Here is a 21,063-nt window from a genome sequence, read left to right as displayed (position 1 = left end):
GGCGCTGTCAAGCCACGCCCCGCCCGGCGCCCTCGCTGCCATTTGTGCAACAAAGCCGGTCCCGAAGAAGTCGTCGGGCAGCGCAGCCGGCCAGAACATGGCCTTTGCCACGGGCTTGAGCATCAGGCGCGTCAGGACCGGCGAGACCGTGTAACGCATCACGTCGCCCAGCACCGGAATCGCCGGCGGTGCGGCCAGCGGTACGTCGAGACGTGCCGTCGGGTAGTAGTAGCCGGATGCCAGCACGAGGCCCCGCAGGCTCTCCGGATGATCCAGGGCTATTCCGAGCGCAATGAGCACGCCCCAGGAATGGCCGAGCACGACCGGGCGCTCGATGTCCAGTTTGGCGAACGCGAGATGCAGCAGCCTTGCCTGCGCACTGGCCGTCCACATGCGGTCCCGGGGTCGCTCGCTGTGGCCGAAGCCCGGACAGTCGAAAGCGACCACCCGGTAGTTGCGGCTCAGGCGATCGATGAGACCGCTGGCGATGAAATCCTGCAGCAGCACCAGGTTGCCGTGCAGCAGCACGACCGTCGGCCCGGTGCCGCGCTCGACGTAATGCAAGCGCACCCCGTCGACCTCGACGAACCGCCCGATGGGCGGGTTGTCGGATTCGGCGCGGCGGGCCCGATGCCCGACCCACAGGGCCGTCATCGCGGCAGCAACCGTGCCGAGTGCAAGAGCAGGATGCCGAGCGGCAAAATCGCCCGCCCTCCCCGGGAGGGAGTTCCTCGTCGCCATATTTCTGAACATGGTGTTCGTGCACTTTCTACGCTGCGGTGCAGCATCGTCAAGGAGAAAAGCCGGGAAATGCCCTCCAAGGAGGGCCTTCCGCGCCGCACACGGTGCAATCGTTGTGCCCGACCGACCGCACTCCCGCCTCTCGTCCGCGACAGGGAGGGTTCACTCCGCAGCGCGACTGGCAATTCGATTCCGCACCTTGCGCCAGAAGAATTCTGTTCGGCGACAATTATCCGAGCCGAAGCTTGAAGCGCAGGCACCCCGGTTCAAAGGCGTACTACGAGAAATTTCCTTGCCGCTTGAATCTTTCGAGCGCCTGGATCAATTCGCAGCGAATGCCCGGCTCGGAGGGCGAATGTCCGGCATCCGGCACCATGCGCAGCACGGAACCTGGCCATGCCCGATGCAGTCGATAAGCCGACTCCGGAGGCGCAATGACATCGTGCCCTCCCTGCACGATCATGGCGGGCAGGTGGCTGATGCTTGGCATGTTCTTCACCAACTGATCGTCGTCAAGGAACATCTTGTTCCGGAAGTAAAATGCGTCGAGCCGACCGGTACCGTAAACAACCACATCATTTTTTGCCGCCTCCTCCACCAGTTCTGGATCATGTCGAAGCAGCGAGGTGCTTTCCGTATATTTGAACCACTTCCTGGCGGCATCCATCCGGCGGTCCGGATCCTCTCCGAACAGGCGTTTCTCGTAAGCGGACAGGACGTCATCTCGCTCCTGCTCCGGAATCCATCCGACAAAATCCTCGTGAGCCTTGGGGAAGAATTTCCGCATGCCATGGAGAAACCATTCGATTTCTTGCGAAGTGCCGAGAAATATCCCTCGCAATATGAGCCCCAGGCAAGCGTCGGGATATTTCTGCGCGTAAGCGACCGAGAGCGTGGTACCCCACGACCCGCCGGCGAGGAGCCATTTCTCTATACCCAGCATCTTTCGCAGGGCCTCCATATCCTCGACCAGGAGCTGGGTCGTGTTGCCCTGGACCTCGGCCAGCGGAGTCGCCCGGAATGCGCCGCGTTGATCGAACAAGATGATGCGGTACGAATCAGGATCGAACCACTGGCGCTTGTCGGGGGACGATCCTCCGCCCGGCCCCCCGTGCACATAGACAACGGGTATGCCCTCGGGATTGCCCGACTCTTCCCAGTACAGGGTATGCAGCCCATCCACGGGCAGCAATCCGGTACGAATCGGTTCGATCGGCGGAAACATCGGATAGTCAAGTGGTGCGTCCATGGTGTTGGTCCTTGGTGTTCGGAAGATGCGGCTTTCCGGAACCCCGATGAAAAAGGGGGATGGGTTCAACCGCGAAGGAAAAGCATGTGATCGAACAAGAGAAGCGAGAAGCGCGGCCTCGGAGGTTCGGCACCCGCCCCTGTCCGGCAGCGCCCCGGTGAACGAGCACCACCGCGGCGGCAGAAGTGTTTCCTCTGCGCCCTGTCATGTGCTGGCAACACCGGTCGAGGCGCCCTTTGCGGAAGGCTTGCGCGGAAGCCGGACGGTGAAAGTCGTGCCCTCGCGTTCCGACGAGTCGACCTTGATCTCGCCACCATGCGCTACCGCGATTTCGCGCACGATGTAGAGCCCGAGCCCCAGCCCGGAGGAACCCTCGCGCCCCTCGGCGTGCTGCGTGACGGGGCGCGTCATCGGGTCGAACAGCTTGCGCCGTGCTTCGGGAGCGATCACAGGGCCCTGGTTGTGCACCTGCACGGCGACGCTGTCTCCCTGCTCCTGCACGCTCACTGTCACCGGAGTAGAGGGATCGCCATGCTGGATTGCGTTGGCGATCAGGTTCGACAGCAACTGCCCTATCCGCAGCACGTCCCATTCGCCCGTCAGCTCGCCCGCGCAGTCCATTTGCAGCTGGCGGTCCGGGTGGAACGCCTCCAACTCGTCGAGCGTCTGACGGCAGACCTGCCCGAGGTTCGCCGGGCCCAGCGTGATCGGCAAGCTGCCGCCCAGCCGTGTCAGCGTCAAGTCGAGCAGGTCGCTGACCAACTGTCGGATGCGGTCCGTGCTCGAGCGGATGCGCACCACAGCCTTCGTCTGTGCATGCGTCAACCCCTCGGTGCGCAGCAGGTAGTCGGCCGAGTTGCGTGCCGCGCCCAGCGGATTGCGCAAGTCGTGGCCCAGCACGCCCAGCAGCAGCTTGCGAGATTCCTCGACCCGGTCCACGTACCACGCGATGGAGTCGCTTGCAGCCTGATCGAGGGCCTCGTTGAAACGGGTCAGCTCGTCCAGCATGCCGAGGTTCACGACCGAGAGCCGCTCGGTCCAGCGGCGCACGACGCTGGCGCGCAAGGCCCGGTACTCCGCCGCCATCTCGCCCAGCGAGAAGCCCAACCCGAAACGCTGGTCGGCATCGGCCTTTGCAGTCCTGGTGATCTCCGGTGCGTTCTCGGGACGGTTGCCGCGCGACTTCTCGTGCCGATCCTCGCCGCTCTGGGGCGTGTCCATGTCGTCAGCGATGTGCAGGAGCAGCTGCTTGGTATGGTCACGCAACTCCTCCGGGGGCAGGCCTCGTGCAGACGGCAGGTTCGCCTGGGCATGCTCCGTCCACTCTTCGACGATGGAATCTACATTCCGCTCGATGAACTCCGACAACTTCACGCGGCCTCCCCGTCCCGGCCGTGCTCGCACGGCGGGAACCGTGGAGATGTGATGGCAAGCGAGAGGCCTGCAAGCAGCGCCTTCGGGCTGTCATGCAGACCCCGGTCTCATCTGCTCGGGCACCCCGGTGGGCGTGGCGCGCGGAAGTCACGTCACCACGGCGGAAGGGCTGCGGGCGCGGTAGACGGGTAGAGGGAACGGAAGCCCCCGCAGGCAGAGGGAAGACTCCCTCCGCCAGCCCCATGGAAGTTGCGACTCTTCCAGTGAGGTGCCGCGGCGTGCATTGCCTTGGGCAACGAGGATGGCCGTTTTCTCACTCTGCTCGGATGCAGAGTAGAGCAAGCGATTGGCGGGCCTGTTCCTTGCCCGTACTGCACCGTGCGCTCCTACTGGCCGGGAAGTGCAAGACTTGCGGGCAGGAGGAGCTCGGGAAACGGATTCCCCCGGCGGGGATTTCGAGAAGGTAGAGACCTTGCGTCAGCACAGCGGCAGTGGGATTTTCCTTGAGCTGCTGCAGGCACGGGACCGAAGATAGAATTCGCGCCCCTCCGCCTTCTTCCTGCTCATCGCTGCTGGACTTTTTCGAAAAGGCGTGGCGACCTCGGTCTCGGCTGAAGGCAAGGAATGCCTTTCAGCTCTGATCGGGTTGTCGAGGCAAAGCGGAAGACAGCAGGCGGAGAACATGGCGATCGGCAACAGCGGAAACGAGGAAGGCAAGAAGCCTCTGGACGTGCAAGGCGAGGGAGCGAGCGCCGGCGTACCGGCGGCGGGCAAACTCGAGGGCAACAGCTACAACCCGCTGGGCAACCCCGGCATCAGGCATTGGCAGGCGAGTTACATCACGCGCCCGGGCCTGAACGACCGCAGCAGTGTCTTCTTTGCCGCGGTCGAGATGACGCGCATGCCGATGGTCGTCACAGACCCCACCCAGCACGACAACCCGGTTGTCTTCATCAATCGGGCCTTCCTGGATCTGACGGGTTATGCGGAAGAGGAGGTGCTCGGACGCAACTGCCGCTTCCTGCAGGGGGAGCAGACCGACCCGGGCACCGTAGCCGAGATTCGCGCCGCGGTCTCGGAACAGCGTGCCGTTGCGGTGGATATCCTCAATTACAAGGCCGACGGCACCCCATTCTGGAATGCCCTGTTCACCGGACCCGTCTTTGACGAGCACGGCAAGCTGCTGTACTGGTTCGCCTCGCAAATGGACATCACGCGCCGTCGTGTCTCCGAGCAGTCGTTCCGTCAGGCGCAGAAGATGGAAGCCATTGGCCAGCTGACCGCAGGCCTCGCCCACGACTTCAATAACCTGCTGCAGGTCGTCACGGGCAACCTCGAGGTCGTGGAGATGCGGGTGCGCAACGACGAGGCAGCGCTCCAAGCCGTCAGGCACGCACAGCGTGCCGCCCAGAAGGGCGGAAAGCTGACACAGCAACTCCTGACGTTTGCCCGGAAGCAGCGGCTCGACCCCAAGCGCATCAACCTCAACTCGCTGGTGGTGGACTTCAGCGAGATGCTCGTGCGCACTCTCGGCGAGAAGGTCGACTTGCGCCTGGATCTCAAGCCCGGACTGCCTTACTGCACCATCGATCCCGTCCACATGGAGATGGCGCTGCTCAACGTGCTGATCAACGCACGAGACGCCATGCCCAAGGGCGGGAAGGTCACCGTCGCGACAACGACGCTGCACGACAGGGACAGGACCGAGGCGCACCACGTTCCCATGGGAACCTACGTCGTGATCTGCGTGATGGACGAGGGCGAAGGCATGTCTCCCGAGGTCGCCCGGCGCGCGACCGAGCCCTTCTTCACCACCAAGGGACTGGGTACCGGGCTCGGGCTGGCAATGGTGCACGGCTTTGTCCAGCAGTCGCACGGAAGACTCGAGATCGAGAGCGAGACGGGCCGCGGCACGACCGTTCGCATGATCTTCCCCGTCGCGGCCGAGCGCGCCGTTCCAACCACTCCGGAGAGCATTCCCGACCCTGCGACCGACCCCGCTCTCGAACCGCAGACCATCCTGCTGGTCGAGGACAGCGACGACGTGCGGCAGGTCACCGACTCCTACCTGCGCTCGCAGGGTTATCGCGTGCTGTCCGCACCCAGCGGCGAAGCCGCCCTTCAACTGCTCGAGCAGCACGGCGAAGTAGACCTGCTGTTCACGGACATCATGATGCCGGGCGGGATGAACGGCCTGGTCCTGGCGGAACGTGTGCGGCAGCGCATTCCGGCCCTGCCCGTGCTGCTGACGACCGGATTCATGGATGAACTGGCGGACCAAGGCATCAACGCCTCGACCTTCGTCATTCTGGTCAAGCCCTACCGCCGCACCGAGTTGCTCGACCGGATCCGGTCTTCGCTCAATCCAGGAGGAGGTGGGGGTGGCGCGATGAAAATCTCCCCCAACTTCCGGCACGAAGGATAGTGGCCTCCATGCCAGATCACCTCCTCGTCGTGGACGACAATCCGGACGTGACCGGGCTCTTCCAACTCTATTTCGAGAGCCTCGGGTATCGGGTCAGTACGGCGGCCGAGGGTGGCGCTGCCCTGCGAATCGATGACGCGGACCCGGCCGACCTTGTCATCACCGACCTGTCGATGCCGGGCATGGGCGGGTGGGATTTGAGCATGCATCTCCACGAGCGCCGCCCCGGTCTTCCAGTCATCGTTGTGTCCGGCTACCCCGCCAACGAAGCCTTTCCTCAGCGCCGTCTCTGTGTTCTGGCCAAGCCGGTCAGTCTGGCAGTGCTGGAGCAGCGGGTCGGTGAAATGCTGTGCGATGCACGAGAAGAAAAAAGCACCACTTCTACCCCTCCGGTGGCGGAGTGAACCCCGTTTTGGAGTCCGGCTCTTCACCGAGTTTGCGCTCCTGGCCTTGAGCAACCCCTCCCCCGAGACTGCAGCATCCTGCTCCCGGGCCCGCTCTCAAGGAGACAGGCCGGCCCTTCCTGGCGCTTCTGTCCGGAGCGGGGAAAGCCGGCCTTGGGTCTTAGGTTCCAGGGGATTTCCGCGCGGGCGCTCCCTCCAACAGCATCTTGATCCGCTGCAGCAAGGCATCGATGTCGAAGGGCTTGCGCAGGAAGGCGTCGTAAGCCGTGGTCAGGGGGCGCAGCACCGACTCGGGCGCCCCGCTCATCAGCAGGATCGGGATCGCCTGATGGCGAGGGTCCGAGCGCAGCGCTTGAATCAGTTGCGCCCCGTTCATCACCGGCATCATGTGATCGGTGAGAACCAGGTCCGGGACGGCATCCTCCAGCTTTTCAAGCGCTTGCCGTCCGTCACTGGCCACCGTGACGCCATACCCCTCCTCGCTGAGGATAAGTTCGAGGGCCTCCAGGTTGGAGAACTCGTCGTCGACGATCAGGATTCTCCGCACTGCCTTCAACCCTTGCGTTCGACATCGTCACCGTCCTGCTCGATATGCAAGCCGTTTTCTGTCATTAAAACTTCCCGAACCCGCTGGTCGTAGCGGCAGCCGCGCATCTTGCCGATCGAGAGGAAGCGACGGGTCTGCTCGTCCTGCCGGAATTGCAGCCGGATCACGTTGTCGGCCAGGGCTGACATGCTAGGGACCGAGATGGGCGTCGCAAAAGAGGCAGGGTCTTCCGTCTCGACGGTGAGAAAGGTGGTGACGCTCATGCGGCGCAGCTCGTTCGCGAGGCTTGCAAAGAAGCTGCCGCCCCGCTCGGCATACGTGGACGCAGCCATGAATCCCCCGGCCCCGTCGAGGACGACCCGTCGCGCCCCCGTCCGCCGCACCGTCTCCAGCAAATGGGAGGCCAGTTCGTCGAGCAGGTTCTCGCCATAGGGACGCCACAAGAACGTCAGGGCGCCTTCCGCCTGTCGGGCAGCCAAGTCCAGCCCGAAGGTCGCGCCGATGTCCAGCAGGAACTCGGGCGACTCGTAGAAGCCGAAGAAGAGCGCTGGCGAGGAGGCACTGGCCTGGGCTGCGAAGTGCAGGGCCAGCACCGTCTTGCCGCTGCCGGCGTAGCCCGAGAGCGCCGTGACGCTGCCCTCCCGGACGCCCCGGATCTCGCTCATCGCATCCAGCCCGGCGACCCCGGTCGACACGCTTCGCGGCTTGATCCCGCTGCGGGGGGAATCGGCGTGCGCGGCCTCGAAGCGGGGGTAGGCGACGATGCCGTCGTCGCTGATGCGAAAGGCATGGTTGCCGCGCAGGGTCGCGCTGCCCCGGAACTTGCGGACCTCGAGGTTCCGTTCGCGCCGGGGCCCGTAGGTCTGCTCCCGCAGCAGCAGGATGCCGTCGACCATGGTCTGTTCGGCCGACACGGGCCGTTCGGCGTCATCGCTGGTCAGCAGCAGCGTCGTGCATCCCGTCAGGGTGGCATGGGCCTGGAGGTCGCTGATGAACACCTTCAGTTCCTGGTCGGAAGCAGCGGCGGTCGCGGCCATCACGAGGCCGTCGAGCACGAGGATGCCTGCCTTGTGCGCGCGCATCTCGCTGCGCAGCAGCGTCACGACGCCCCGCAGCCCGCCGGACTGGAGGGCGTTGAAGCCGCTGATGAAGAAGACGTTCTCGGGCACCAGGCCCTGATCGAAGAACGCCATCGAATTCAGGTGCTGGAAGAGCCGTGCGTGCGATTCGGCCAGCATGGTCACGTACACCACCCGGCCACCCGCCGCCGCATGGTGAAAGCAGATCTGGTTGGCGAGGATCGTCTTGCCGGCACCCGGCGAGCCCTGCAGGATGTAGACACCCGACTTCACCAGCCCGCCGCCGGTGATCTCGTCCAGGCCAGGGACGCCGGTCGCTATGCGGGCGAGTTTCGGGGGGGATGCGGAATCCTGTTGGGTCACGTTGCAAGCTCGAAGGTTGTATCGGTGTGTGGCGGAGCAAGGGGGAGCCGGATGGTGAAGCAGGAGCCTCGTCCGGGGTGCGACTCCACGTCGATGAGTCCGCCATGGGCATGGGCCAGTCGGCTTGCGATCCACAGGCCGAGGCCGAAACCGCCCTGGACCCTCGGGCCCGAGACGACCTGCTCGAACTTCTCGAATATCCGCTGCCGGTTCCGTTCGTCGATGCCTGGCCCCTGGTCCGCCACGGAGAGGCAGGCCTGGCCGGCATCGCGCCATCCACGAATGGTAATGGGACTGCCCCGGCCGTACTTGAACGCGTTGGTCAGCAGGTTCGAGAAGATTTCCTCGAGCGCCACCTCGTCCCAGAGGCCCACGATGCCTTCGTCAACGTCGGCCGTCACCGTCACGTTGCGGAAAGCCGCCTCTTCCGCATGGACGTCCAGCGAGGCAGCGACCAGCGCACGCAACTCGATCCGCTCACGCTGGATCACGAAATTGCCGCCGTTCAAGCGTGTCACGTCGAGGAGCGTGGTGGCCCGCCGAACATAGCGATCGAGGATGCGCCGCGCTCGCTGCAACTCCTCGCCCAGCTGCGTCTCGCCATCACGCTGCGCCAATCGTTGGATTGCCGAGAGCTGAAGCCCCAGGGCATTCATCGGATTGCGCAGTTCGTGCGACGCGATGGCCAGGAAATCGTCGCGCGCCCGGATCGCGCGTTCCGCCTCGGCAAGGCGCTCGTGCAAGCGCGATACTTCGCATGCGAGCGCATCCGCCGACTTCGCGGAATCCACGTCCTCTGAACTCAAGAGCGTCTGCTCCCGCAATCCTGCAGGTTTGCGGCCGAATCGAAGGGCAGCAGCAAGACGACTGGAGGATCGAAGCGCATGGAGTGAGCGTGGGCGGAGGGAGTTTTGCGTCTCCCAAGACGCAACGACAAGCTGCTGCCCTGAAGGGATCCGAGAAAAAATCACTGTAACCCAGCGGTCGGGGGGTGCACCGGCAAGCACCCCCTGGCGCATGCGGGCACAGCAGCACCGCAAGGCAGGAACAGCGATCGGGGAGAGGCCGGGCGCGGGTCCGCCGGCGTGCGGTCCGGGGGGTTCGCTGCCTCGCCCTTTCCGGCCGCCGACAGGCGCCCCCTTGCCGCGGCACGACCTGCGGCGTCGCCGGCCTTGCCGCTGCCGTCGCCGGCCGCACGGAAGCAGGGGGCGGGGCCGGTCTGATGCCGGCTTCATCAGGGTGCTGCGGCTCGCTCTGCCTGCAGGCTCAGGGGAGGACCGGGTTGGCGGCAGCCTGCTGCACGATGCGGTCCCTGTCTCGCGGCAGCAGGAAACGCTCTGCGACCAGCGCATCGGCCGCTTCCCTCACGCGGGTCAGGTAGCCGGCCTGGCTGCCGTAGAGCGACTCCAACGAGGGACGGCCGTCTCCGGCGGCATTGCGCTCGGCTTCGGTGCGGTGGAAGGGGATGTAGCTGCCGGCAAGGTTGGCGAGATCGACGATTCCCGGCGTGGCGACGTAGTTGAACTCCAGGCTCGTGCCGGTCGGCACTCGCGCCTCGACGCTGCGGATGCCCGAGGTCGTCAGCCCGGTCTGCGCGTCGACATTCGGGACCATGATCGCGTAGTCGCGGCCGGTGTAGAAGGGCGGCAGCTGCGTCGCGATGCCGGACTCGTCCTCCGGGCGGTACTGCGGGCCGAAGTCGAGCACGGAGTAGCCGTTGTACAGCCCGCGGTACGCGAACTCGGGGATCGGCGCGCTGCCGCCGCCGGCGACCGGCCAGCTCAGGCCCCTCATCGCCGGGAAGGCGAGCTGCTCGGGGCGCACCAGGGTGCCGTCGGCGATCTTCGGCACCTGGCTGGCCGGCGGCGTCGTGCCGCGCACCACCCAGTCCTCCAGCGCGACGAAGAGCGCGCGGAAGGTGTCGTTGAAGTGCACCACCGTGCCGCGCGGATAGACCGTGTTGGCCGGTGCGTAGCTGATGCTCGCGGTGCCGCCCGGGCCGCCGTGCTGCGTGCTGGCGTAGTAGTAGATGCGCGCGTTGGCGGGCTGCTCCAGGTCGCGGAAGCCGTAGGCGTCGGTGAGCACCGGCGAGCCCTGGAGTTGCCAGAACTCGGTGCCCGAGAGGCCGAGGAAGAACTTCGGGCAGGTGTCGCTCGCGGCGCAGCGCGTCATCACGCCGCCCTTGCGGCCGGTGAGCGGGTCGACGTAGTCGGCCGCGAGCGCGCGCGGCGCGGTCTGGCCGAAGGCGGTGTGGTCGGTGCGCACCCCGCCGCCGCCGCCCGGCACCGCGAAGCGCGTGTTGATGTTCGTCTGGCGGGCCGCCACGTGCGCGAACATGCCGTCGAAGACGCGGCCGCCGTCGAGCGACTGGTTGAAGCCCAGGTGCAGGAAGGTCTTCATCGCGTTGCCGGACTGCGAGGTGCCCTGCCCCAACGTGTGCACGATGCGGCCGGCGAGCGGGTTGGCGTTGCCGGCGGAGTCCTTCGCCTTCGAGCGGAAGAAGGACACCGTGTCGCGCAGCGCCGCGAGGCCCACGCCCATCACCTTCGGGTCCTTGGCGACGTAGACCAGCTCGTAGAGGTACTTCGGGTCGAAGCCGCCCCTGAGGCAGACCTTGCCGCCGTCCGGCGTGCCGGGGAAGGGCTTGTCGGTGGTGTTGCAGTCGGCGAACTTCCAGTCGCCCGCAGGGATCGCGATGCGTGCGTCGGTCTCGTTGGCTCGGCGCGTGAGCGAGTAGCCGGGCAGCGTGTTGTCGAGGCTGGCCGGCGCGTAGGGGATCATCGAGCCGTTGAACACGCCGCCGGGCAGCGACATCGACGCGGCGGGCGCGTTCGGCACGAGCTCGGCGCGGTAGGGCCCGGTGATCGGACTGCCGTCCGGGTTCTTCGCCACCGGCACCGTGACGGTCAGGCGGTTCGGGTTGCTCTTGGGCACGTCGCCCTGCCAAGCCGAATAGAGCATCACGTAGCCGCGCTCCAGGTACTCGGCGTCGCCCGGCGTGGCGGTCGGGTTCAGGTAGGTGAGGATGTTGCCGCGGTTGGGCGCGTCGTAGCGCAGCACGCCGCTCGCCTTGCTCATGTCCTTGGGTTTGAGCATCACGAAGTCCGCGCTGTACTCGACCATGCCGCGCGCGTTGACCGGCGCGAGCGCGAGGTCCTGGATGACCGCGTTCTTCGGGTCCTTCGGATCGACCTCGCCGGCGATGGTGCCCGTGACGCGCTCGTAGGCGCCGACGCTGCCCCAGCTGCCGGGAAAGTCCTCGGTGGCGGTGACGGTCATGCGCAGTTCGGGGGCGAGCCTCGCCGAAGCGGGGTCCCCGCCGCCGTTGCCGCCGCCGCAGGCGCCGAGCAGCCCGGCGGTGAACAGCACGCCGGTGCGCGCAAGGAAGGTTTTCATCGGATGTCTCCTCGGGTGAAGGAAGGGGCCGGTGCGCCGGCTCTTGCTTTGTTTCGGACAAGGCGATCCCCGCGCGACCGGCCGGCGGTCGCGTCAGGGTCGGGGTCTGGGGGGCTCAGGCGCCGGGCCGGCGCCTCATTCCGGCTCGATGCCGGCGGCCTTGATGACCTTGCCCCACTTCTGCGTTTCCTCGGCCTGGAACTTCGCCAGGCCCTCGGGCGTGGTCGTGAAGGGCTCGGTGCCGCTGGACTCGAAGAAGGTCTTGGCCCCGGCACTCTGGGTGCCCTGCACCAGCAGCTCGCGCAGGCGCTGCACCGCCGGGGCGGGTGTGCCGGCGGGCACGTAGGCGGCGAACCAGTAGCCCATGTCGTAGCCCTTCACGCCGGCCTCGGAGATGGTCGGCACGTCGGGCAGCTGCGCCTGGCGCTGCGGCGTGGAGACGCCCAGCGCGCGCAGCTTGCCGGCCTTGACCTGCGGCACGCCGGTGGCGGTGTCGGTGATCATCATGTCGATCTGGCCGCCGAGCAGGTCGGTGATCGCGAGCGGGTTGCTCTTGTAGGGGACGTGCAGCAGGTCGATGTTGGCCATCTGCTTGAGCAGCTCACCAGCCACGCGGCTCGAGGAGCTGCCGCTGCCGAAGGTGATCCTGCCCGGCTCCTTGCGCGCCGCGGCCACCAGCTCGCCCACGCTCCTGTAGGGCGAGTTCGCGTTGACCACCATCACCTGACCGCCCTTGGCGAGCGCGGTCACCGGAACGAAGTCCTTCACCGGGTCGTAGGGCACCCTCTTGTAGAGGTGCTGGTTGGCCGCGTGCGTGGTGTTGGTGGTGATGAGCACCGTGTAGCCGTCGGCGGGGGCGCGTGCCACCGACTGCGCCGCCGGCATGCCGCTGGCGCCCGCCTTGTTCTCGATGACGACGGGCTGGCCGGTCTGGGCCGTGATCGACTGCCCGAGCGCGCGGGCGAGCGAATCGGTGGCGCTGCCGGCGGCGAAGGGCACGACGAAGGTGAGGGGCTTGGCGGGGTAGTTCTGCGCACAGGCGGGGCCGGCGAGGCTCGCGGCGGCCAGGGTGCAGGCGGCGGCGATCCAGGTGCGTCGCTTCATGTTCATTCGATGTCTCCTCTTTGTGGTGGAAGGTTTCAGGCGCCGCGCAGCAGCGGCTGCAGTTCGGCCGGGATCTCGACCTCCAGGTCGAGCAGCAGGAAGGACAGCGCCTTGCCGTGGGTGTCCAGGTTCAGCGAGTCGTTGACGCCGCCGTCGAGCACCTCGTCGATGACGAAGTTCATCGCCTGCAGCTTCGGCAGCAGGTAGCGGGTGACGGCGCCCGGCCGGCGGTCGGCGAAGGCGCCGGCAACCCTCGCCTCGGTGAGCTGCGCGACGAGCGGCTCCCAGAACTCGGGGGCCCACGCGATCACGCTGATGTTGCTGCGGTTGCCCTTGTCGCCGGTGCGGCCGTGGGCGAGGCGGCGCAAGGGCACGGTGATCGTCTCGTTCATGCCAGGTCCTCCAGCATCCGGTGGCCGGTCTTCACGGCCTCGCGCGGCAACAGGCACGACAGCGTGCCCAGGCGCGGGCGCATCGCGGTGCGCACGCCTCCGCCGCCCGCGGGTCCGCAGGTGTAGAGCGCGGTGACCTCCAGCAGCAGCCGCTCGGCCTCGGCGCGGGAGGCATGCGAGGCGGCCGCGCGCAGCCGCACGTCGCGCGCGTCGCCGGGCACGGTGCCGGCGAGCATGCGGCCCGCGTCGTCGCCGAGCACGCTCAGCACGCCGATCAGGTCGATGCGCAGCGCAAGGGTCGGGAGCCGCCGGCGCAGCACCTCGGCGGCGAGCCGCGCGCGCGCCTCGGCGCCGGGCCCGGCATAGGAGATCTCGCCCTCGGCGAGCCAGCCGGCCTCTCGCAGCGCGGTGACCTTCAGCGTTGCCGGACGGGCGCGGCCGCGCACGCCGCGCAGCGCGACCGCGTCGGGGCCGACCTCCTCGACGAGCGCCTCGCCGAGGTCGGCGACGACGTCCGGCGTCAGGTAGCACGACGGGTCGTGGATCTCGTAGAGCAGCTGCTCCTTCACGGTGGCTTCGGTGACGAGGCCGCCGGTGCCGTCGGCCTTCGTGATCACGCACCCGCCCTCGGCGTCGATCTCCGCGACCGGGAAGCCGACCGCGTGCAGGTCCGGCACGTCCTTGTAGCCGGGGTCGGCGAAGTAGCCGCCGCAGACCTGCGCGCCGCACTCGAGCAGGTGCCCGGCCATCGTCGCGCGGGCCAGCCGGTCCCAGTCGTCGGCCGCCCAGCCGTAGTGCGCCATCGCCGGGCCGACCGCGAGCGAGGGATCGGCGACGCGGCCGGCGACGACGATCTCGGCCCCCGCGCGCAGCGCGTCGGCGATCGCCTCGGCGCCGATGTAGGCGTTGGCGGCGACGATCTGCCGGGGATCGAAATCGCTGCCGAGGTGCGAGGCGAGCAGCGGCACGAATTCCGCGCCGCTCACGTCGTCGCCTTCGATCACCGCGATGCGCGGCACCGCCAGGCCGAGCTCATGGGCCAGCGCCGCGATGCGCCGCGCCGCGCCCGCCGGATTGGCTGCGCCGAAGTTGCTGACGATGCGGATGCCGTGGGCGAGGCAGTCCGCGAGCACCGGGCGCAGCAGCGCCGCGAGTTGCGGCTCGTAGCCCGACTCCGGGTCGTCGCGGCGGCGCAGCTGGGCGAGCGCGAGCGTGCGCTCCGCCAGCGTCTCGAAGATCAGCACCGAGGGCTGGCCGCGCCGGATCAGCGTGTCGACGACGGCGCGTGCGGCGTCGACGCGGTCTCCGGAGAAGCCGGCGGCACAGCCGATCAGCAGGGGGTCTTGTCTCATCGTGTCCTCTGAAGGAGGCGGGTGTGCTTCGCACCCCGGGATGCAGCGAACTCTAGGCAGACCGGGTTAATCTGTGAAATCGAAAATTCAGATCCGTTGATTCGAAATGCAGATGGATGTCTCGACGCGGCAGCTGCGTGCCTTCGTCGCGCTGGCGCAGCAGCGCAACTTCACGCGGGCGGCGGCCCGGCTGCACCTGTCGCAGCCGGCCTTCAGCGCGCTGATCCGCTCGCTGGAGGAGCTGCTCGGCGTGCGGCTGTTCGACCGCAACACGCGCAAGGTGGAGCTGACGCCCGAGGGCGAGTCCTTCGAGGAGGTGGCGCAGCGCCTGCTGGCCGACTTCGACCACGCGATGACGGACGTGCGCGACCACGTGGCGCGCCGGCGCGGGCGGGTGTCGCTCGCGGTGCTGCCCTCGCTCGCCGCGGGCTGGCTGCCGCCGGTGCTGTCCGAGTTCCACGCGCTCTATCCCGGCATCGACCTCGACGTGGCCGACGTGCTGTCGGAGGACTGCCTGGAGCGGGTGCGCTCGGGCAGCGCCGACTTCGCGCTCGCCGCGATCCGCGCCGACAGCCCCGAGCTGCGCACGGAGGTGTTCTGCAGCGACCGCTTCCACCTCGTGTGCCGGGCCGATCACCCGCTCGCCACGGCGCCGGTGCTGCGGCTGCGCGACCTCGCGAGCCATCCCTTCGTGCAGCTCGCGCGCACCAGCAGCGTGCGGCAGTACCTCGACGCCGCGGTGCACCCGATGCAGATGAACACGCTGATGGAGGTGGAACAGCTCGCCACCGTCATGGGCATGGTGCGCAGCGGCCTCGGCATCAGCGTGGTGCCGGCGCTGACGCTGTTCCATTTCGAGCAGCCCGGCCTCGTGACGCGGCCGCTGCAGGTGGCCGGCCTCACGCGCCGGATCTTCCTGATCCGCCGTCGCGACCGCAGCCTGTCGGCGGCGGCCCAGGCGCTGTACGAACTCGTGATGAGGAAGAAGCCGGACGAGCAGGCCGGGTGAGACGGAAATCGATGGCGGTCGTCCGGGCTATGCCAAATGAGCGCGCGGGAAGCAAGGCGACGGCGGCAGGCAGCGCGCGAACGCGGCCGCGTCACGGACGCGTCGCGCGGCGCGATGGCCCCGTCGCGGGTGATGTCGAACGCGGCGACGGCCGCGCGCCCGAGGTGCGGCGGTATTCTGGGGACCGGGAAATCCGGCATCTGCCGCATTGGAAGTTCGCAAGCACGAGGACCTCTCGCATGAATCAGATTTCCATGCTCATCGGCGGCGAACGCGTCGCCGCCACCGGGGGCGCCACCTTCGAGCGCCGCAACCCCCTCGACGGCCAAGTCGCGACCCGCGCACCGGCCGCCACCCCGGCCGACGCGGTCAAGGCGGTCGAGGCCGCGCAGAAGGCCTTTCCCGCCTGGGCGGAGATGGGGCCGGGCCAGCGCCGCGCGCTGTTGCTGAAGGCCGCCGAGGCGCTGGAAGCGAAGGCGCCCGCCTTCGCCGAGGCGGTGGCCTCGGAGACCGGCGGCTCGGCGCTGTGGTCCGGCTTCAACGTCCATCTCGCGGCCGGCATGCTGCAGGAGGCCGCGTCGATCACCACCCAGATCAACGGCGAGGTCATCCCGTCGGACGTGCCTGGCAGCCTCGCGATGGCGGTGCGCCAGCCCGCGGGCGTGGTGCTCGGGCTCGCGCCGTGGAACGCGCCGGTGATCCTCGGCGTGCGCGCGGTCGCGACGCCGCTGGCCTGCGGCAACACCGTGGTGCTCAAGGGCTCGGAGCTGTGCCCGGCGACGCACGGCCTCATCATCGAGGCGCTGCAGGAGGCGGGGCTGCCCCCGGGCGTGGTCAACTTCGTCACCAACGCGCCGCCCGACGCGGGCCCGGTGGTCGAGGCGATGATCGCCCACCCCGCGGTGCGGCGCGTGAACTTCACCGGCTCGACGCGCGTGGGCAGGATCATCGCCGGCGTGTGCGCCCGCCATCTGAAACCCGCGGTGCTCGAGCTCGGCGGCAAGGCGCCGCTGCTCGTGCTCGACGACGCCGACCTCGACGCGGCGGTCAACGGCGCGGCCTTCGGCGCCTTCGCCAACTCCGGCCAGATCTGCATGTCCACGGAGCGCATCATCGTCGACGCCTCGGTCGCCGACGCCTTCGTCGCCAAGCTCTCCGCCAAGGCGCAGGGCCTGCCGCTGGGCGACCCGCGCAAGGGGCCGGTGGTGCTCGGCTCGGTGGTCGACATGGGCACCGTCGAGCGCTGCAACGCGATGATCGACGACGCGCTGGCCAAGGGCGCGACGCTCGTGTGCGGCGGCAAGGCCGACAGCACGCTGATGCCCGCGACGCTGCTCGACCGCGTGACGCCCGACATGACGATCTATCACGAGGAGAGCTTCGGCCCCGTCAAGCCGATCGTGCGCGTGAACGGCACCGACGCCGCCGTCGCCTGCGCCAACGACAACGCCTACGGGCTGTCGGCGGCGGTGTTCAGCCGCGACATCGCGAAGGCCTGGAACGTCGCGCGGCGCATCCATTCCGGCATCTGCCACATCAACGCGCCGACCGTGCACGACGAGGCGCAGATGCCCTTCGGCGGCGTGAAGGAGTCGGGCTACGGGCACTTCGGCGGCCGCGCCGGCATCGAATCCTTCACCGACCTGCGCTGGATCACGATGCAGACGACGGATCGGCACTACCCGTTCTGAGCGCCCTGCCCGGCCGGGCGAGCCTCAGCCCGCCGGCGGGCGGATCAGCGCCGCGCCGGGCACCTGATCGAGCGCGCGGCTGAGCATCGCGTGGCTGAGCTTGCCGCGCGCCAGGCGCGCGTGCTCGCGCATCAGCGCCTCTGCGCGGGCGCCCTCGCGTCGCGCGATCGCCTCCAGCACCGCGCGGTGCTGCTCCTGCGCCACCAGCAGGTTGCGGCGGCCGTCGGGCGCACGTCCGCGCAGCGGCAGGAAGCTGTTCGGCGACGCGAAGGGCAGCATCATCGCGCGAGCGAGCTGGCGCTGCACCGAGGGGCTGCCGCACATCTGCGCCAGCAGCCGGTGGAAGCGCTCGTTCTGGGCGACGTAGCCGTCGAAGCGCGCCTCGCTCAGCGCCTCGGGCTCCAGCAGCTCGTCGATGCGCGCGACGCAGTCGCGGGCCTGCGCAAGCAGCGCGTCCGGCACGCCCCGCTCGGCCGCCATGCGCGCGGCGAGGCCCTCGAGCGTGCCCCGGATCTCGAGCGCGTCGTGCACGTCGGCCTCCGAGAACGCCTTGACCGAGAAGCCCCCGGACGCCAGCAGCTCCAGCAGGCCCTCCTCGTGCAGCCTCACCAGCGCCATGCGGATCGGCGTGCGCGACATGCGCAGGCGCTCGACCAGCGCCAGCTCGGCGATGCGGCTGCCGGCCTCGAGCTCGCCGCCGAGGATCAGCTCGCGCAGCCGCATCTGCGCGCGCACCGTCTGCGACTGCGCGCCGTCACCCGGCTCCGTGCCGCCTTCCGGCAGTTCCGGCCTGGGCTCGGTCATGGCTCCACTCCACGCAATGAGGACCGGCAGATTGTAGGGAGCGCCTGCGGGTGAAGCCCCTGTATACAGCTGCTCTTCCATCGCCTCCACCGCTCGTTCATGCCCACCCCCTCATTCCAAGGGGACTCACCAGTATGCGAGCCGGAATCGAGGGAAAACACCACCCTCCCGCCATTCATCGGCACGCCTCCACTGTATACATTCGCTGCCAGCCCCCAGGAAACCCCGCATGCACCGGACCGTGTTCTGGCAAGGGCAGCACAGGCCGGCCGCACCGCGTCGCCGGCCCCCACCATCCCCGAGGAGACGTTCCATGCAGTTCCCGCACCCGAGGCCCACGGCCTATGCTGCGTCCTTGTTTGTGGCCATCTCCGTCGCCGCTTGCGGCGGCGGCGACAAGATGTCGCAGGAGGAGCTGGCCTGCGCCTCGCTCGCCGGCACCACCATCGACAAGGCGCAGATCGGCCTTCCAAGCAGCGGCGCCCGCATCACCTCCGCGACGCTGGTGCGCGCGAGCAGCGAGACGAACCTGCCCGAGCACTGCGACGTGCGCGGCGCGATTGCACCGGTCGACGCGACCAAGGGCTACGACATCAACTTCCGCGTCAACCTGCCGAGCGGCTGGAACGAGAAGGCGATGCACTTTGGCGGCAGCGGCTACAACGGCACGGTGGTGGCCGCGACCGGCCCGGCGCCGTCCGCGCCGCGCGGCGCGCCGGTGCCGCTCGCGCGCGGCTACGCCACCTTCGGCAGCGACTCGGGACACGTCGGCGGCAATGCGCAGTTCGGCGTGCGCGAGGAAGCGCTCGAGAACTTCGGCTATGCGCAGATGAAGAAGACGCGCGACGTCGCGGTGGAACTGATGAAGCGCCGCTACGGCAAGACGCCGACGCGCACCTACTGGGTCGGCAGCTCGCAGGGCGGCCGCGAGGGCCTGACGGTGGCGCAGCGCTTCCCCGCCGACTACGACGGTGTGCTCGCCCGCGTGCCGGTGCTGAGCTTCACCGGGCTGCAACTCCAGGGCAACCGCGTCGCGCAGGCGATCGCGGCGAACAACGGCGCCGGCTGGCTCAACGAGGCCGAGGTCAACCTGGTCCAGGACCGCGTGCGGCAGGCCGGCGACACGGTCGCGGCCGACGGCCTGGTAGACGGCATCATCGCCAACTACGGCTCCTGCCAGTTCGACCCGGTGGTGCTGCGTTGCGCCGGCGGTGCCGACACCGGTGACACCTGCCTGTCCGACGCGCAGATCAACACGCTCAACGCGCTGCACACGCCGATGCAGTTCGGCTTCCCCGTCGCGAACGGCGTCACGCAGTACCAGGGCTGGGGCTGGGGCGGCGAGAACGACCCGCTCAACAACTGGCTCAGCTGGGTCACCGGCACCGATGCCAACGGCGGACGGATCGCGAGCCTGGGCAACCAGTTCGTGCGCTACTTCATCGCGCAGGACGCGCCGGGCTTCGACCCGCTGAGCTTCAACCGGGCCGACTGGCAGGCGCGCATCCAGCAGGTGTCGCCGATCATCGACGCGACCGACCCCGACCTCTCGGCCTTCCATGCCCGCGGCGGCAAGCTCATCATGCAGGAGTTCGGCGCCGACTACGCGCGCAGCCCGAACGCGACCATCGCCTACCACGACTCGGTGGTGCAGCGGATGACGCCGCAGACGGCCGACCAGTTCCTGCGCCTGTACTTCACGCCGGGGGCCGACCACGGCGGCATTGGTGGCAGCGGCTGGCCCGCGACCAGCGTCGACTGGGTCACGGTGCTGGAGAACTGGGTCGAGAAGGGCCAGGCCCCAGGCGACAAGCTGACGCAGACCGCGCACGCCGCTACCGCGCCCTTCGCGCAGACCGCCGAGCGCCCGCTGTGCCGCTACCCGCTGTACGCGCGCTACAACGGCAGCGGCGACGTGAACCAGGCGGCGAGCTACACCTGCACGGCGCCCTCGGCCCCCTGAGGTGTCGAGCCGGGGCGCCCTTGCGTCCCGGCAGGCGGGGCCGCCGGGCCCCGCGCCACCGCTGGCCGGGCGCGCGCCCTCGCCAGCGGCATCCCGCTTGCCGGGGAACGGCCATGCCCCACCGCGCGGCCGGCGAGAACCGGAAGTCCCACCCCGCTGCCGCGCCCGACATCCCCCCTGTCCCGCGGAGACCGCATGTTCGTCTTCTTCTCCAACAAGCTCGGCTGCCTCGGCTCGATCCTCGTGTCGCTGGTGCTGAGCCTGCTGATCTGGTCCCTGTTCTCGCTCTTCGGCTGAGCCGGGCCGGGGTCCTGCCCGATCAGCGGCTGTCGACCGCCACCGCCGTCACGATGCGGGCCTCGCGGGCGCGGGCCTTGCGGTTGGACAGGTGGACCCGCATGCAGGCCCGCGCGGTGCTCGCGTCGCGCCCCTCGATCGACTGCGCGAGGGCCTCGTATTCCAGGCAGGCCTGCCGCAGCCAGCCGCACGAGGCGGCACCGACCGCGGGGACGCCGAAGGAGCAACGCGTGTCGGCCTGGTCGTGGAGCGCCAGGAACAGGCTGTCGAAGTAGGCGTTGTGGGTCGCGGCCACCAGCGCGCGGTGGAAGCGGCGCGCTGCGGAATCGATGCTCCCGCCCTGCCCTGCGGCCCGCCGGATCTCGTCCAGGGCCGAGCGCATCTCGTCGAGCTCGCAACTGGTGTGTCGAAGCGCCGCGAGCCCCGCGGCTTCGACCTCCAGTGCGACACGCAACTCGAAGGCCGGATCGGTCGCATGCGGAGACCGCCTCGCGCCGGAGGATTGCAAAGCCGCCTGATGCGATCGGCCCGGGCGTCGCGCTTCGTCGGCACAGAGACGCTCGACGAGGTCGAAGCGGCCTTGCGGCTCGCCGAAGCCTCTGGAAGGTAAAAGGGCTGGTCTGGTGGACATGATGCTCGGTAATCTCGCGGTTCCTCTTCGGGAGGATTTGCGGGGATGGAGGTGCTCTGACGCCGCGGGAGGCCTGCGCCCACGCACGCGTTTTCCTGCCAGATACGGCCATTCGGGCGGACTTGCCTCTCTGCCCGGCTTGACCGCGACGAAGAGAAGCGCCGGCACGAATCGCGGTGCAGTCTGCTCCACCGGTCGCAAAACATCCATTCCCAATTTCGTTAGACTCCTTACCTAATCGG

At 68.5% G+C, this 21,063-nt stretch carries 17 protein-coding genes; 5 read left to right on the top strand and 12 right to left on the bottom strand.

What is annotated here, in order from left to right; all coding sequences use genetic code 11:
* The 3 genes from D3A59_RS06720 to D3A59_RS06710 all read right to left on the bottom strand — a co-directional run.
* On the bottom strand, positions 1-654 hold a 654-nt coding region (locus D3A59_RS06720), incomplete at its 3' end, for an alpha/beta fold hydrolase (RefSeq protein WP_336470406.1).
* Between the two features lie 364 nt (positions 655-1,018).
* Positions 1,019-1,990 carry a prolyl aminopeptidase gene (pip, locus tag D3A59_RS06715; RefSeq protein WP_119154127.1) on the bottom strand — a complete coding sequence of 324 codons (972 nt, stop codon included), beginning with the start codon at positions 1,988-1,990 and terminating at the stop codon, positions 1,019-1,021.
* 204 nt (positions 1,991-2,194) lie between these two features.
* Positions 2,195-3,364: an ATP-binding protein gene (locus D3A59_RS06710; protein ID WP_157991422.1), complete on the bottom strand. Its 1,170-nt coding sequence runs from the start codon at positions 3,362-3,364 to the stop codon at positions 2,195-2,197.
* 592 nt (positions 3,365-3,956) lie between these two features.
* On the opposite strand from D3A59_RS06710, the gene D3A59_RS06705 reads away from it, so the two are divergent.
* Both D3A59_RS06705 and D3A59_RS06700 read left to right on the top strand, forming a co-directional pair.
* Positions 3,957-5,789: a histidine kinase famiy protein gene (locus tag D3A59_RS06705; protein WP_272868050.1), complete on the top strand. Its 1,833-nt coding sequence runs from the start codon at positions 3,957-3,959 to the stop codon at positions 5,787-5,789.
* Positions 5,790-5,797: 8 nt separating this feature from the next.
* Positions 5,798-6,193 (top strand): response regulator, encoded by a 396-nt coding sequence (locus D3A59_RS06700; RefSeq protein ID WP_157991421.1) that lies wholly within the window; start codon positions 5,798-5,800, stop codon positions 6,191-6,193.
* A 160-nt stretch (positions 6,194-6,353) separates the two neighbouring features.
* Here D3A59_RS06700 and D3A59_RS06695 read toward each other — a convergent pair whose 3' ends face one another.
* From D3A59_RS06695 to D3A59_RS06665, 7 genes are all read right to left on the bottom strand, one after another.
* On the bottom strand, positions 6,354-6,740 hold the full coding sequence (locus tag D3A59_RS06695) for a response regulator (RefSeq protein WP_157991420.1): 387 nt from the start codon (positions 6,738-6,740) through the stop codon (positions 6,354-6,356).
* 5 nt (positions 6,741-6,745) lie between these two features.
* Positions 6,746-8,182, bottom strand: coding sequence for an RAD55 family ATPase (locus tag D3A59_RS06690; protein ID WP_170162314.1), 1,437 nt, complete (start codon positions 8,180-8,182; stop codon positions 6,746-6,748).
* Complete coding sequence (locus D3A59_RS25810; RefSeq protein ID WP_170162313.1) at positions 8,179-8,988, bottom strand: sensor histidine kinase; 810 nt, start codon at positions 8,986-8,988, stop codon at positions 8,179-8,181. The genes D3A59_RS06690 and D3A59_RS25810 overlap by 4 nt, the downstream gene beginning before the upstream one ends.
* A 460-nt stretch (positions 8,989-9,448) precedes the next feature.
* On the bottom strand, positions 9,449-11,578 hold the full coding sequence (locus D3A59_RS06680; RefSeq protein ID WP_119154120.1) for an alpha/beta hydrolase domain-containing protein: 2,130 nt from the start codon (positions 11,576-11,578) through the stop codon (positions 9,449-9,451).
* Positions 11,579-11,713: 135 nt separating this feature from the next.
* A complete protein-coding gene (locus tag D3A59_RS06675; RefSeq protein WP_119154119.1) occupies positions 11,714-12,688 on the bottom strand; it encodes a Bug family tripartite tricarboxylate transporter substrate binding protein in 975 nt (324 codons plus the stop codon).
* Between the two features lie 29 nt (positions 12,689-12,717).
* Complete coding sequence (locus D3A59_RS06670; protein WP_119154118.1) at positions 12,718-13,074, bottom strand: AtuA-related protein; 357 nt, start codon at positions 13,072-13,074, stop codon at positions 12,718-12,720.
* Entirely contained in the window at positions 13,071-14,426 is a 1,356-nt protein-coding gene (locus tag D3A59_RS06665) for an acyclic terpene utilization AtuA family protein (protein WP_119154117.1), read from the bottom strand. The genes D3A59_RS06670 and D3A59_RS06665 overlap by 4 nt, the downstream gene beginning before the upstream one ends.
* A gap of 112 nt (positions 14,427-14,538) precedes the next feature.
* On the opposite strand from D3A59_RS06665, the gene D3A59_RS06660 reads away from it, so the two are divergent.
* Both D3A59_RS06660 and D3A59_RS06655 read left to right on the top strand, forming a co-directional pair.
* Positions 14,539-15,435 carry a LysR family transcriptional regulator gene (locus tag D3A59_RS06660; RefSeq protein ID WP_119154116.1) on the top strand — a complete coding sequence of 299 codons (897 nt, stop codon included), beginning with the start codon at positions 14,539-14,541 and terminating at the stop codon, positions 15,433-15,435.
* Positions 15,436-15,674: 239 nt separating this feature from the next.
* On the top strand, positions 15,675-17,126 hold the full coding sequence (locus tag D3A59_RS06655) for an aldehyde dehydrogenase (RefSeq protein WP_119154115.1): 1,452 nt from the start codon (positions 15,675-15,677) through the stop codon (positions 17,124-17,126).
* A gap of 24 nt (positions 17,127-17,150) precedes the next feature.
* Here the strand turns inward: D3A59_RS06655 and D3A59_RS06650 are convergent, their stop codons facing one another.
* On the bottom strand, positions 17,151-17,930 hold the full coding sequence (locus D3A59_RS06650; RefSeq protein ID WP_119154114.1) for a GntR family transcriptional regulator: 780 nt from the start codon (positions 17,928-17,930) through the stop codon (positions 17,151-17,153).
* Between the two features lie 313 nt (positions 17,931-18,243).
* Here D3A59_RS06650 and D3A59_RS06645 point away from each other — a divergent pair, with 313 nt between their 5' ends.
* Positions 18,244-19,893 (top strand): tannase/feruloyl esterase family alpha/beta hydrolase, encoded by a 1,650-nt coding sequence (locus D3A59_RS06645; RefSeq protein ID WP_157991419.1) that lies wholly within the window; start codon positions 18,244-18,246, stop codon positions 19,891-19,893.
* Between the two features lie 319 nt (positions 19,894-20,212).
* Here D3A59_RS06645 and D3A59_RS25250 read toward each other — a convergent pair whose 3' ends face one another.
* A complete protein-coding gene (locus tag D3A59_RS25250; RefSeq protein ID WP_157991418.1) occupies positions 20,213-20,644 on the bottom strand; it encodes a FadR/GntR family transcriptional regulator in 432 nt (143 codons plus the stop codon).
* Positions 20,645-21,063: the final 419 nt, after the last annotated feature.

Source organism: Caldimonas tepidiphila (assembly GCF_003569765.1).
Taxonomy (GTDB): domain Bacteria; phylum Pseudomonadota; class Gammaproteobacteria; order Burkholderiales; family Burkholderiaceae_C; genus Caldimonas; species Caldimonas tepidiphila.
Note: the sequence above shows the minus strand (reverse complement) of the source record. Positions and strands in the feature narration are given on the sequence as shown.